The organism is Dyadobacter ginsengisoli DSM 21015 (assembly GCF_059568735.1).
In genome coordinates this window covers 208,758-221,669 of sequence record NZ_JCANTY010000006.1, presented here as the reverse complement: position 1 = coordinate 221,669, position 12,912 = coordinate 208,758, and the positions used below count along the sequence as shown (strand labels likewise).

Below are 12,912 nucleotides of genomic sequence, written 5' to 3'. Positions count from 1 at the left end.
CGCATTCATCTTTTACTAAAACATGATATATGATGTACAAAATATTCATACTGGTTCTGCTGACCGCTTGCATACAGGCCTCAGCCTTTTCTATCGGTTACAAGGACAACCACATTCAATACGAACCGGTCAGGCTTTCTGAGGCGGAGCGAAAAATACTCCGCGAATCACTCGACAAACAGCACGAAAAGTATGACCCGAAAGAGCAGATGATCACCAAGACGCTCAATGCATGGAACTACCATACCGATGCTGAAACCGGCATTTTCCATGAAGTACGGGCCTCGTTCAGTTACGCGGTGGGTTTGCTCGATCTGGGCGACCCGCAATACGAACAGCGGGCATTCGACATTATCCGCAAAACCATTACGTTGCAGGATACCATTTCAGCCAACAAAACCTGCGGCATATGGCCTTATTACCTGGAAGAGCCGCTCGCTACCAAGAAATCCCCTGCCGACTGGAACTGGGCGGATTTCAACGGCGTGAGCTTACTGGACGTTTACATGGGCCATCAAGATAAACTCCCCGCAGACCTGAAAGCGACGATCCGTACCTCGCTGATTTATGCGGCGCGATCCATTCAGAAGCGTGATGTACAGCCGGGTTATACCAATATCGCCATCATGGGCACCTACGTTACTTACCTGGTTTCGCATCTATTTGATCTCCCTGATATGCAGACCTACGCCACCAATCGCCTGCAAAAGTTCTATGATTATACTTTGCAGCGGGGTTTTACCGAATACAACAGTCCGACCTACACCATTGTGGCCCTGGACGAGCTGGATCGGATGAAACGGCACATCATCGATAAAGATGCCAAACCCAAAATCGACAGGTTGTACCGCACAGGCTGGGAAATCATCGCCAAACACTATCATAAACCCTCGGGACAATGGGCCGGACCGCACAGCCGGTCGTACAGCACACTGCTGACGCCATCGGTAACGGGTGTTTTTAAACAGGCTTCCGGCGGGAAAATCGATCTGCCAGGTGCCATGCCCAGGCCCGATGTGAAGATCAAACACCGGATACCGGCCGACCTGCTACCCTATTTCCTGGCCCCGAAGTATCCCCGTACGCAAACCGATAACCTGACGACCGACGAACCAAAGATCATCGGAACGACCTACCTCACCGATCAGTACGCATTGTCTTCCGCTAACCGATCGAACCTGTGGAATCAGCGCAGGCCCTTCCTCGTGTACTGGGGTACGCCCGCCAGTCCGCATTACCTGCAAGTACGTGTGCTGCATGACCTGTACGATTTCAGTGCCGCAGCATTTTACAGCGAGCAAAAGGAGAATAGCATTCTTGCGGGCATCAATTTTATGACCAATGGCGGGGACAAACACATCAATATCGACAAGCTCAAAGACGGCAAATTTACTGCCAAAGACCTGAGGCTGAGATTTGAATTTGGTCATGTACCGCCTGGCCAGCTTGCCGTTCCAGGTAAAGTAAATGAGCCATTCAGCGTACACGCGGATGGGCTGGACCTGAGTTTTCAGCTTTTCCATGCGGCTTTTGGCGATTATAAAGGCCATTGGGAAAAAGGCGGAGACGGCAACGTCTCCTGGATCGACTATGTGATCTACTCCGGTGAAAATAAAGAATTGAATCTTTCTTCCATGGAGGATGCAACGCTGGGATTCACCTTTGGTGTCAATGAAAGCAAAGCCGGGTATATTAATCCGGTTGTTTCAAACACAGACAACACATTGCAAGCCAGGTGGAAAGGCATGCGAATTGAAATACCGGGTAAACCAGCTCCTCAGCCCAAGAACCTTTAATGGGTGCTTAAACATTAGTGGGTTATTTAGAGAAATGCCGCCGCTCCATTTGGAAGGCGGCATTTTAGTTTCTGTTTCAAACCGATTGATCCGCATTGCCCGTTTGAGCGCCACCGACATATTCGTCTGTAAAATGCTGCCTGCTCTTTGGCTTCGCAAACTTATCAGCGTTATAAGCCTGTGATTTACCTCTCGGGATCGACAGCGATTCCCATTTTTCATCGGTAATCATCTTGCCAATATAAACGATCTGCCCGACATGGTAGGGATAATGGGCCAGCTGCCGGTTAATGGCCTCCGTGACGGAATGTCCCTGGTTCCGGATATAAATAATCGAGTTCCAATTGGTTTCATTCAATGATTCCAATGTGGTGAACAGGCATTCCCAGCCCTCGTTCCATTTGCTCAGTAAATCGGCACGGTCGACAATGTCATTCTCGAACTCGGCTTCACGATTGCGCCATTCTTTTTCACCGTCGCTCGTCAGAAAACCGGTCCAGCGGGAGCGCATATTGCCCCACAGGTGTTTGACGATCATGGCGATGCTGTTGCTTTCTCTATTATACTGCCAGAAAAGCTGCTCATCGGTCAACTGGGCGATCGTTTTTTCTCCTAGCATTTTGTAGTACTCAAACTGCTTCCGTGTACTTTCGAGATATTCTGTATTCATAAACTGGCTCGGATCTATGGTTCTGAATCTTCCTCCCTAATTTACAAATACATCCCGCCGGTCAACCTTCTACCCTGACTACTTCGCCATAACCGACTTTAATGTTAAAAATATCCCGCAACGGTAACCCGCGGACCATCGCCAGCATCAGCCGGATAACTCCGCCGTGCGTGACGACCGCAACCCGCTCGTGCCCCTGCGCTATCAGTTCCTCCCAGAAGCCCGTCACGCGCCGGTGCATCATTATCATACTTTCCCCACCCGGTACACATTGGTTTACATAGTCGTCCATCCACACTTTCGATGCTTCCTGGTCGACCGTGTCCCAGGTTTTGCCCTCCCAATCTCCAAAATCAAGTTCCTGCAAACGGTCATCGGTCCGATAGGTCCTGCCAATAGCCCCAGCGAGTGTCGTGCACCTCGATGCCGGGCTTGAATAAATGACATCGAAATGCTCAGGCAAGGAGGCCGTTACTGACTTCAGTTCCTCCAAAAAATCCGCACGTAACGCGAGTTCCGTCCGGCCATAGATCATGCCCGGCGGGAAAACAGGCGTCGTATGCCGGATCAGATAAATTTCCACAACGCAACAACAAAAAGATAGAACCCGATTTCACAAACCTGCTGTATAGCGCCCAGGCAATCACCGGTATACCCGCCGATCCATTTCCAGAAATAGCGGGCCATCAGAAACGTAATCGCTCCGAGGCAGGGAATGCTCACCAAAAGCAACGGCTGTCGCGCTTGTACTATCCATAAAACCAGAGGTAACAGTCCGAAGACTATGGCAATAAGGAGTACAACGACCGGTGGCTTCTGTGCTACGGGCTTGGCCTTGCTATCGTTGGTATCGCGGGAATAAGGCAATGTGTAAATAATAAAAACGGGCATCAGCCGGCTCAACGCATGCGCCGCTACGACCGCCAGGATGACCGGCAACCCGGAATGCACGTTAACCATAGCTGCCGTCAGTGCAAATTTCAAACCCAATATCAGGATCAAACCCACAGCCGCATAGGTTCCCACACGGCTGTCCTTCATGATTTCAAGGATTTTATCGCGGGTCCAGCCCCCGCCGAAACCGTCGCAGGTGTCGGCGAAACCGTCTTCGTGAAATGCACCGGTGAGTAAAATCGAAGCAATCATCGAAAGCAGGACAGCAATGTTCGGACCAAATAATCTGAGCGCGCCCAAAAGGACAATTCCGGAGACCAGGCCGGTTACCCAGCCTACCAGCGGCAGATATCCTGTCGCCCGGTTCAGGTTATCCGGGTGGTAAACCAGCCATTTCGGTGCAGGAATACGGGTATAGAATTGTAATGCGGTAAAAAAAAGTGTGATTTGCCTGCGGATGACTGACATAGCTATCTGGGCTTTAGAATGCTTACTGATCCGTCTTCTGACTCACACCCGCGCTCTCGAAACTCGCCATCTCATTCAGGAAATTCACTGCACTCTGCACAAGCGGGTAAGCCAGCGCGCAGCCCGTGCCCTCGCCTAGGCGCATATCCAGTTTCAGGATTGCTTCCGCACCCAGCGATTTGAGAAGCAACTGGTGTCCTTTTTCGTCGGATTGGTGGCAAAAAATGGCATTTTGTTTAATCGAAGCATCCACTCTGAATGCGCACAGATAGCTCACCGTAGCGATAAAACCGTCGACCAGCACCAGCATATTCTGCCGTGCAGCTTCCAGCATCGCCCCGCACATCATGGCGATCTCGAACCCGCCAAAAACCTGCAATACCCGCCGCGCGTCATCCCCAACATCGCCATGGTGCCGGAGCGCAGTATCCAGCGTAGTGATTTTGCCGGCGAGCTGCGTCTCATTGAGGCCGGTTCCTTTCCCCACGCAATCGCCGATGGGTATATTCAGCAACTTACTCATAATCACCGCGGCCGACGAGGTATTGCCAATACCCATTTCCCCAAATCCGATGACGTTACAGCCCGTAGCATGCACGTTGCGGACTATCTCCTCGCCCCTTTCCAGGCATTGCCGGCATTCAGCCTCCGACATGGCCGGTTGGGTCAGAAAACTGCGCGTGCCAAACCCCACCTTGGCATCGATCAGCCGTTCTGTTTTCCCGAAATCGTAATCCACACCGGCGTCTACCAGTATGAGTTCGATTCCGTGCTGTCGGGTGAACACATTGATCGCCGCTCCCCCGCCGATGAAATTCAGTACCATTTGTGGCGTCACTTCCGACGGATATGTACTCACACCCTCAGCCGCAATACCGTGGCTTCCCGCAAAAACCACCACGTGCGGTTTGACGAGCTGCGGCGTCAACGATTGCTGCACCGAAGCGATCCGGAATGCAATCCTTTCGAGCATTCCCAGTGCGCCCAAAGGTTTTGTTTTCAAATTTATCTTCTCTTGTATTTCCTGGTCAATACCTGTTTCTGTCCTCATCTATGCAATTGTCTTTAATGTCAATGGTAACCCCGAAACCATCAAAAATGCCTCGTCTGCTACTGAGGCTACATACTGATTCGCCCAGCCCTGAAGGTCTGTGAATTGGCGTCCCACTTCGCTTTCGGCATGTACGCCCATCCCGATTTCATTGGAAATGATGATAAAAACACCGTCTGTTTTGGCCAGCTCGTCGATCTCCGTTTTAAAGAATGATAGCGACCGTTCAATATCCTGGTCATTGTCCATGAAAAGATTGGTCAGCCAGAGCGTCACGCAGTCGATCACCGCCACCTTTCCGGACAACGGCAGGCCTGCAATGTCTTTTTCACGCTCCCACGATGTCCACTCGGGCCCCCGCTCACTCCGGTGCCGCTCAACGCGACGGGCAAAATCATCGTCCCAGATCCTCGCTGTCGCCACATACACAGGCTCACGGCTTTTCTGTAATGCAAGGTCCATGGCAAAACGGCTCTTTCCGCTTCGCGCACCGCCCGTTACGTAAATGATCATGACGGCTCGGCGGTCTTGAATCGTTTATAGAGGAATAGCTGCCATTTCTCCTCGGCAACCCCGGCTTTATCCATTTCGGCCCGGGCTAATGTAAAAAACAGGTCTGAAAGCCGGTTGATATAAGCCGGAATAGCCTCGTGGACCTCGTCCGTCCGGATGAGTGAGACCAGTCGCCGCTCTCCCCGGCGCATTTGTGTACGCGCCATGTGGCACAGTGCCGACACTTCATTACCACCCGGCAACAGGAAGTAATCCGACGGAGACGTCATCGCCGCTTCGAGTGCGTCGATCCATTCTTCGCAAAATGCTGCTCCGTCTAGCGGCATCGGGTTTTTATTCTCTTTTTTAGCATCTGACGGTCTTGCCAGATGCGACATCATGTCCATCAGGTCTTTCTGGATGCGATGCAGATTGGGCTGCCATTCATGGTCGTTACCGAGCTTCACCCGCAGTAAACCGATTGTAGAATTGGCCTCATCGAGTGTCCCGATACATTCAATGCGGACATCGTCCTTGCTCACCCGGCTTCCGCCAAACAGCCCCGTAGTGCCCTTATCCCCTTTTTTGGTATATATTTTCATCAGTTGATCGGTTTATAATAAATCAGTTCGTGCTTCGGAAGCAATTCAGGGTGAAGAATCCGGATCAGATCTGCTAAAACATCTTGCGGGTTAACAGCTCCCGACTCCCAGTAATCGTTGGCCCCCTGCGCGTTCATCCGCTTGTTATAGCTGTAAATTTTTCCTGTTTTAAATGCTTTGAAATCGGCGTAGCGTACGTCACGCCCCAGGATGTCGTCTTTGGTCTGCACATTGCCAATACTCACATTCAGCCAGTAATCGGCCTGCAAGGCAATTGGGTAAACCGTCTCGAAACTCAGCGGCAAACTGCCTGTGGCCTTTGTACCCGACCAGTGATAGTATCCGCCCGCATCCTGAAAAAAACGGTTCACATAGCTGTCGCCGTTGGGAACATACCAGGCGTCTTTTGAATTCATGCCGGTGATCAGGCTGGGTTTGTGGGGGTGCTTGCCGGCGAGCCGGACCAGCCGACGATATTCTTTCTCCACAGCCCCAAATTTTTGGTTAACCAGCGACTCTTTGTTGATGAGCGCTGCCAGCAGCTTGACCCATTCGGCACGCCCCAGCGGTGTCGTTTCCACCCACTCCGAATTGACCAGCACCGGGATTCCCGCCTGGTGTAACGATTCATAGCGGCTTACCTTCGACACGGGACTGCCCGTGGCCATGATCAGGTCTGGATGCATGCTGATCAGCAGTTCCTCATTCAACCCCTGGTCCTTTCCGACCTCCGCGATTTTACCGGCCTGAATGCGGCTGATCACCTTGGAGGATGATACATAACGCAGGTTGCCCATACCTGTCAGGATGTCTTCGCATTCCAGGAAACCCGCCAGGCCGATATGCAATGCGGACATTGCCACCATGCTCCTTACGGGAATTTCGATCACCTGGCTGTCCTTAAAGCCATTTGGTCGTGGGGTACCGCGTTGCACGAGCACGTACGAGAGCGTGTCCGTCGATTTTTCAAACGGACTCATGATTTTTACGACCTTGTAATGACCATAGTAGGAAATGGAAAATCCCCTTGCGTAGGCTAATTTGACCTTTTCAGGAAACAAGTCCCTTCCTGCATAATGGGTATCGCTTTTTTCGTAAAGCGACGAAGAAGTGCTACAACCGGCCATCATGCCGAGCAGCAAGAATACTGCAATCTTTTTTCTGAAACTCATTTTTGTCTGACGGCCTTTCTTCCGAAAGCCTCGTTCATAGCGTTAGCAGGCAGGTCTTCTGACTCGTTCAACTCTTGTGCCTTCCCAGGAGCTATTTTGAATGCCTGACTGATTGTTTTCTATTCAGTCAGGCAAAACTTCTTCCAGTGACATTTTACAAGAGCCTCGTTGTGAACTTACAGCAGCGGAGACTGTTCCGGATTTTCACCGGATTCCCTTTTCATCACGCGACGTGCGTGAACCTGGTTGGTCGCAAAACTAGTAATATTTTGTTGGTTATCATTGCGAAAATAACCACACACATTTAGCTATGGAGCGGGATGACAAGTTATGGAAATCGATTCCCGAAGATATTTTTGACGACTTCCTGCTTTTCTACTATCCGTACGCCGGGACTGGCTCTCCGTCACTAAGAATCTAATCATGGAAACCAATTTTAGCATCGGGGAGATTGCACGGCTTGTGGGTGTGGCACCGGATTTCGTACAGAAGATCAAATGCATGAAATCACAGTACTTACGACTTTGAGCAACGCGATGCCCGATACCATCAGCAAACAGGTCCTTTGATTGACGCTGATGACCCTGTCGATCTCTTCCCGGCCTATGAGCCTGTCTCGCTCCCCGATCAAAGGCTTTTCCACCAGTTTCCCGTGATAAACATTCGCCCCCCCGAAACGGCAATCCAGAATACCGGCCAGCGCAGCTTCCGGATATCCGGCGTTGGGGCTTTTGTGAAGATGACCGAATGCGCGGATAAACCGTAATCCTCTTCGGCTCCCGGTCACCGCGATCATCATCAGGGCGGTTAATCTCGCAGGAACGAAATTAGCCACATCATCCAATCGCGCGGCGAACTTCCCGAACAATTCATACCGCTCATTACGGTAACCAAGCATCGAATCCATGGTGTTGATCATTTTATAGGCCATCATGCCCGGCACACCGGCAATCATGTAATAGAACAAGGGGGCTATCACCCCGTCGCTCAGGTTTTCCGACATAGTCTCCAAAACCGCAATGCGTATCTGCTGGGGCGTCAGCCTGGCGGTATCCCTCCCTACAATGCGGGAAAGCTGTTTCCTCCCTGCTTCCAAACCGATTTCATCCAGCGCCTTAAACACATTCCTACCCTCGGTGATTAGGGACGTGTTGGCAAGGCCGTAATAGACAAACACTGTATTGATGGCCAGAAACAGAACGGGATATTGGAGCAGAAACTCATTCAACTTACTAAAAATGAGGTAAGTCAATGTCGCCAGAGTAAACGACAAGAATGCGCCCTTCCAAAAACGCGCCCTGCCGGTGTTTAACCATTTTTCACCTTTCGCAATCAGACTGCCGTACACCCGCACCGGGTGAGGCCAATGATCGGGATCCCCCAGAACCAGGTCCAGCAGGTAACCTGCTACGAGAGGAATGATCAATAGTAGAGTGCCTGCCATTCTTTCAATGCATTGACCAACAATCGATTGGAAGCAGGTGCAAGTGTCGCGATCCGAAAGTGCTGTCGGGTCAGCGTACGGAAGTTACAGGCATCCCGGATCAGTAAACCATGTTTTTCGACCAGGTAATCTTTGAGCTGGGCCGAGTTCCGGACGAGTGTCCGTCCCAGAAAGAAATGGGTATCGCTATCTGAGAATTCAAACGATTCGAGCTTTGCCAATTCTTGAACGAACGTTCTTTTATCTTCATGCAATGCAGCAATCGGGGGTTGAACTGTCTCGAAATGGTCAAAAATAAATGCCCCGGCAGCAAGGGCCATCGCATTGACGGTCCAGGGTTGCTTGATGCCGGACAGTTGTGCGATGACATCCTCATTCGCGAGCACGTACCCCAAACGCAATCCCGGTATGGCATAAAGCTTGGTCATCGACCGCATCACCACCAGGTTAGGAAACCTGGCGATCAGTGGAACAATGGTGCTATGATCCAGCGTGAAATCGATAAATGCCTCGTCGACGACAAAAACGCATTGCGGATTCAATTTCAGCCAATATTGCAGATCTTCAAAGATCAAACCCGTCGGATTATTAGGACTGCACAAAAACAGCAGATCGCTTTTCAACCGGGGTAGCTCCCGCGCTTCATTCCAGGACAGGTAACTGATCTCGTGTTCGAAAATCTGGCAGGCATCCTCATATTCCGAAAATGCCGGCACCACGATCGTCGAGCGCTTTGTTCCAAACAATTGCGCGATGAGGTAAATGCTTTCCGTGGTTCCGCTATTGACCAGCACCTGCCCGTCCGAAAAGCCGTGATGCTTTGCAATCCGACTCCTGAGACTTTCCGCGATCACCTCCGGGTAACGATTGACGCTCCCCCATTGCGCAAACACGTGATCCTTTAATCTGCCAGGTTCGCCTCCGTACCATACATTGGTACTGAAGTCTGCGACGATCTCCCTGCCGTAACGGTACCCATCGTCTCCGTGCCCATGTAACATTAGTCTGTTTTTAAACTATTGTAAATAAAATCCATATCCACATGCGAGCGAATCAGATCCGCGAGCTTGTCGTATTGCGCTTCTTTGAATTCCCTGTAATCCTGAGATGCTCCTTTTTCATCGGTAAACCGGGCCAGAACATGATCGATAACCGGTGCATTGTCCAGGATGCCATGCAAATAGGTCCCCCATGCCTGGTCATTCAGATAGCAGCCGTCGCGGGAGTCATCGTCCAGAACAGCCACTGGTGAGGCTGCGTTCAGATGGCGCGTCCTGCCCGCATGGATTTCATAGCCTTCGCATTGTGCCGGCTCATTCAAGAATCTGAAATGTCTTTGAACGGTTATCTTACCGGTTTCCAGAACGGTCTCAACGGGTAAGATGCCCAGTCCCGGAATGGCCCCGATATTTCCTTCCAACTGACCGGGATCTGCTATCATTTGCCCCATCATCTGATAGCCGCCGCAAATGCCGATGACCGTCTTTCCGGCACGATGTGCGTTGTTAATGGCCCCTGCGACGCCGTTGTTTTTAATGGCCAGCATATCCGCAATCGTGTTCTTGCTACCCGGGATAATGATGACCGAAGCTTTTTCTATTTCTGATGCAGTCTGGGTATAATACAAATTCACCCTCGGGTCCTTTTCCAGCCTGTCGAAATCCGTGAAGTTTGATAGCCGGTTGAGCAGAATCACGGCCACATTCACTTTGCCGGATACCGCACTCCGTTGTTTAAGTTCCAGCGATACGGAGTCCTCCTGTTCAATATGAATATCGCGAAAATAGGGAAGTATGCCCACTACGGGCAAGCCCGTCAGTTTTTCGAGCATGCGTTTCCCGTCATCAAACAACCTTGCATCGCCACGAAATTTATTAATGAGAATACCTTTCATCAAAGCTCTCTCCTCCTGGTCGAGCAAAGCGATAGTCCCGTAAACGCTGCCAAAAACGCCGCCACGGTCGATATCCGCGATCAGGTAGGTGGCCGCTCCCGCGTGGGCGGCCATGCGTAAATTGGTAATATCCCTGTGTTTGAGATTCAGTTCGGAAATGCTTCCTGCTCCCTCCATCACCACCGGCGAAAACCTGCTTTCCAACCGATTGAATGCCGACTTTACCGCTGTAAATAGCTCGCGTTTGTCCTGGGCCATGAAATAGTCGTAAGCCGACTGGTTTCCCACCGGTTTTCCATTCAAGACCACCTGGGATGACTTGTCATTCGTCGGTTTCAGCAAAACCGGGTTCATATCCGATTCGCAGGGTATGCCAGCCGCCTCAGCCTGCACGGCCTGTGCGCGCCCCAGCTCCAGTCCGTCGGCCGTCACATAGCTATTGAGCGACATGTTCTGTGCCTTAAAAGGTGCTGGGGCATAGCCATCCTGTTTGAATATCCGGCAGAACCCTGCTGTGATTACACTTTTACCGACATCTGAGCCAGTCCCGACAAACATGACCGGCCGGAGTTTCTTTGAATCTTTATACATTGTTGTGATGAATCCGTGCCGAAATTGTCGTTGTAATATCCCCGGAAGACATGCTGTCCATGACAATGCATTCCGCCCCCAAGGCCTCCGCCAGCGCATGCGCGCGTCCCTGCCGCACATAACCACTTTCCGTGTCGAGTACCAACGCGCCTGCACCCAGGTTGCGTAAGTGTCCCGCCCAAACCAAGCTTTGCGCCCAGGCATCACCAGCCCCGCCCAGCGGTACATTGGCCTTTCCATCCGTCAAAACTACTACGAAAGGCTGCTGTTGCCCGGCTGATATCGCGCGCTTTGCCATTGTTTCGCCGAGTTGCAACGCATGTGGCAAGGGTGTGCGGCCACCGGTTGGTAGTGCGATCAGCGCCTGTTCCGCCAGCTCCGTGCTTCTCGTAGGGTTCAGCAGCACCGTTGCTTCGACACCCCGAAATGCAATGACCGCTACCATGTCCCTTTTTTGATAAGCATTCTGCAATAAGCCCATTACGCTGCCTTTCACCGCTTCCATCCGTTTGCCTGCGGCCATTGATCCTGACGCATCCACAACAAACACGATCAGGTGTCCCGCCTTCCCGTTGCGGACTTTGCGATGCAAGTCCTCCCTCTGCACGTCAAAATGTTCCGACTCACGCGACAAGGCATGAATAAATGTCTCGTTCAAAGCCAGGTCACCGCTATTCAAATCTTTCCCCGTCCTGACCTGGGCTCCATTTCTAACATTTCGAATCTTAATGCTCCGACCAGCCAAAGGTTCGGTCAAAAGAGCGCTCTCTTTAAGACCCAAGGCCAGAACATCCATTCCAAAACCAATTTCCGCTACTTCCGTCAAACCATCATCCCCACACTTCCCTTCTCCGCATTCAAATTCCTCCTCCCTCTCCCCCCTTTTCTCCATTCCCCCATCGCCTGCCCCACGTCCACCCCTTCCTCCATCCTCCTTCCCACTATCTTTCTGCCCCCCCGGCAAAGGTTTCTTCCCTTTGCGGTGTGGCAAAACTAACTCCGCCGCCTCCCGGATATCCCCCGCAACGACCGTACTCCTGCCATTCCAGGCTGCAATGGTGATTGCAGTTTTATACATAACGATATCCGCGCGCAGGCTTCCTACCGCCCATTCAATGCATAGCTGGCTAATCAGGCTCAGGAGCCCGTCGGGCATATGCACAACCGGCAAGAGCTCCCGCGCCTGCCGGATCTGTTGACGCAGGACGTCCCCACTCTTTTGCCAGGTTTCGTTAAATTGTATGGGGTTGTGTTCAAAAGCCATTCTCCGTTTCACCACTTCAGTTCTGTCGCTCACTTCGTTATGCGTTTCCACTTCCACCATCAGCCCAAAGCGGTCGAGAAATTGCGGACGCAGGTTACCTTCTTCTGGATTCATTGTACCGATTAATATGAACCTCGACGGATGGCTCACCGACAACCCTTCCCGCTGAACGGTATTCACGCCGGAAGTCGCGACATCGAGGAGCACGTCCACCAGATGATCAGCTAAAAGATTGACCTCATCGATGTACAAAATCCCCTGATGCGCCTCTGCCAGTAAACCCGGCAAAAGTGTCTTCCTTTTTTCAGAAAGCATCATTTCGATATCGAGGCTGCCCAGCACGCGATCTTCCGAAGCACCCAGCGGCAAATCGACAAACGGAACCTGTCTCAGGCCACTTTCATGAACAGCCGGCGGCATCATCTCCGCCAATCCTCGTACCGCGGTCGTTTTAGCAGTCCCTTTCTCCCCTTTAATCAGCACACCGCCGATACCTGGGTTGACCGCACAAAGCAGCAATGCTTTCTTCAATTTTTCCTGTCCGACAATCGCCGGGAAAGGGTATAATTTCATG

General features: G+C 51.5%; 12 protein-coding genes and 1 riboswitch. Of the genes, 1 reads left to right on the top strand and 11 read right to left on the bottom strand.

Features of this window, described 5'->3' with window-relative positions; genetic code table 11:
- Positions 1–29 precede the first annotated feature (29 nt).
- Complete coding sequence (locus BP71_RS22680; protein ID WP_496383476.1) at positions 30–1,796, top strand: DUF8769 domain-containing protein; 1,767 nt, start codon at positions 30–32, stop codon at positions 1,794–1,796.
- A 76-nt stretch (positions 1,797–1,872) separates the two neighbouring features.
- Here the strand turns inward: BP71_RS22680 and BP71_RS22675 are convergent, their stop codons facing one another.
- The 11 genes from BP71_RS22675 to BP71_RS22625 form a co-directional block, all read right to left on the bottom strand.
- Entirely contained in the window at positions 1,873–2,466 is a 594-nt protein-coding gene (locus BP71_RS22675) for a DUF1572 domain-containing protein (RefSeq protein ID WP_496383475.1), read from the bottom strand.
- A 61-nt stretch (positions 2,467–2,527) separates the two neighbouring features.
- Positions 2,528–3,049, bottom strand: a complete 522-nt coding sequence (cobC, locus tag BP71_RS22670) for an alpha-ribazole phosphatase (RefSeq protein ID WP_496383473.1) — start codon at positions 3,047–3,049, stop codon at positions 2,528–2,530.
- Positions 3,034–3,828, bottom strand: a complete 795-nt coding sequence (locus BP71_RS22665) for an adenosylcobinamide-GDP ribazoletransferase (protein WP_496383471.1) — start codon at positions 3,826–3,828, stop codon at positions 3,034–3,036. Before BP71_RS22665 ends, cobC begins: the two co-directional genes overlap by 16 nt.
- A gap of 22 nt (positions 3,829–3,850) precedes the next feature.
- Positions 3,851–4,879, bottom strand: coding sequence for a nicotinate-nucleotide--dimethylbenzimidazole phosphoribosyltransferase (gene cobT / locus BP71_RS22660; protein WP_496383470.1), 1,029 nt, complete (start codon positions 4,877–4,879; stop codon positions 3,851–3,853).
- Positions 4,880–5,392 (bottom strand): bifunctional adenosylcobinamide kinase/adenosylcobinamide-phosphate guanylyltransferase, encoded by a 513-nt coding sequence (locus BP71_RS22655; RefSeq protein ID WP_496383468.1) that lies wholly within the window; start codon positions 5,390–5,392, stop codon positions 4,880–4,882.
- Positions 5,389–5,973, bottom strand: coding sequence for a cob(I)yrinic acid a,c-diamide adenosyltransferase (locus BP71_RS22650; RefSeq protein WP_496383466.1), 585 nt, complete (start codon positions 5,971–5,973; stop codon positions 5,389–5,391). Before BP71_RS22650 ends, BP71_RS22655 begins: the two co-directional genes overlap by 4 nt.
- On the bottom strand, positions 5,973–7,145 hold the full coding sequence (locus tag BP71_RS22645; RefSeq protein ID WP_496383464.1) for an ABC transporter substrate-binding protein: 1,173 nt from the start codon (positions 7,143–7,145) through the stop codon (positions 5,973–5,975). Before BP71_RS22645 ends, BP71_RS22650 begins: the two co-directional genes overlap by 1 nt.
- A gap of 31 nt (positions 7,146–7,176) precedes the next feature.
- Positions 7,177–7,406: riboswitch (cobalamin riboswitch) on the bottom strand.
- A 232-nt stretch (positions 7,407–7,638) separates the two neighbouring features.
- Complete coding sequence (cbiB, locus tag BP71_RS22640; protein WP_496383462.1) at positions 7,639–8,589, bottom strand: adenosylcobinamide-phosphate synthase CbiB; 951 nt, start codon at positions 8,587–8,589, stop codon at positions 7,639–7,641.
- Positions 8,568–9,590: a pyridoxal phosphate-dependent aminotransferase gene (locus BP71_RS22635; RefSeq protein ID WP_496383460.1), complete on the bottom strand. Its 1,023-nt coding sequence runs from the start codon at positions 9,588–9,590 to the stop codon at positions 8,568–8,570. Before BP71_RS22635 ends, cbiB begins: the two co-directional genes overlap by 22 nt.
- Positions 9,590–11,074, bottom strand: a complete 1,485-nt coding sequence (locus tag BP71_RS22630) for a cobyric acid synthase (RefSeq protein ID WP_496383459.1) — start codon at positions 11,072–11,074, stop codon at positions 9,590–9,592. Before BP71_RS22630 ends, BP71_RS22635 begins: the two co-directional genes overlap by 1 nt.
- Positions 11,067–12,911, bottom strand: a complete 1,845-nt coding sequence (locus tag BP71_RS22625) for a magnesium chelatase subunit D family protein (RefSeq protein WP_496383457.1) — start codon at positions 12,909–12,911, stop codon at positions 11,067–11,069. Before BP71_RS22625 ends, BP71_RS22630 begins: the two co-directional genes overlap by 8 nt.
- Between the last annotated feature and the right edge of the window lies 1 nt (position 12,912).

Bases quoted from the DNA above. Each gene is read 5' to 3' on its own strand.
- BP71_RS22680 (WP_496383476.1), top strand. From the start codon at position 30: ATGATGTACAAAATATTCATACTGGTTCTGCTGACCGCTTGCATACAG.
- BP71_RS22675 (WP_496383475.1), bottom strand. From the start codon at position 2,466: ATGAATACAGAATATCTCGAAAGTACACGGAAGCAGTTTGAGTACTAC.
- BP71_RS22665 (WP_496383471.1), bottom strand. From the start codon at position 3,828: ATGTCAGTCATCCGCAGGCAAATCACACTTTTTTTTACCGCATTACAA.
- cobT (WP_496383470.1), bottom strand. From the start codon at position 4,879: ATGAGGACAGAAACAGGTATTGACCAGGAAATACAAGAGAAGATAAAT.
- BP71_RS22655 (WP_496383468.1), bottom strand. From the start codon at position 5,392: ATGATCATTTACGTAACGGGCGGTGCGCGAAGCGGAAAGAGCCGTTTT.
- BP71_RS22650 (WP_496383466.1), bottom strand. From the start codon at position 5,973: ATGAAAATATATACCAAAAAAGGGGATAAGGGCACTACGGGGCTGTTT.
- BP71_RS22645 (WP_496383464.1), bottom strand. From the start codon at position 7,145: ATGAGTTTCAGAAAAAAGATTGCAGTATTCTTGCTGCTCGGCATGATG.
- cbiB (WP_496383462.1), bottom strand. From the start codon at position 8,589: ATGGCAGGCACTCTACTATTGATCATTCCTCTCGTAGCAGGTTACCTG.
- BP71_RS22635 (WP_496383460.1), bottom strand. From the start codon at position 9,590: ATGTTACATGGGCACGGAGACGATGGGTACCGTTACGGCAGGGAGATC.
- BP71_RS22630 (WP_496383459.1), bottom strand. From the start codon at position 11,074: ATGTATAAAGATTCAAAGAAACTCCGGCCGGTCATGTTTGTCGGGACT.
- BP71_RS22625 (WP_496383457.1), bottom strand. From the start codon at position 12,911: ATGAAATTATACCCTTTCCCGGCGATTGTCGGACAGGAAAAATTGAAG.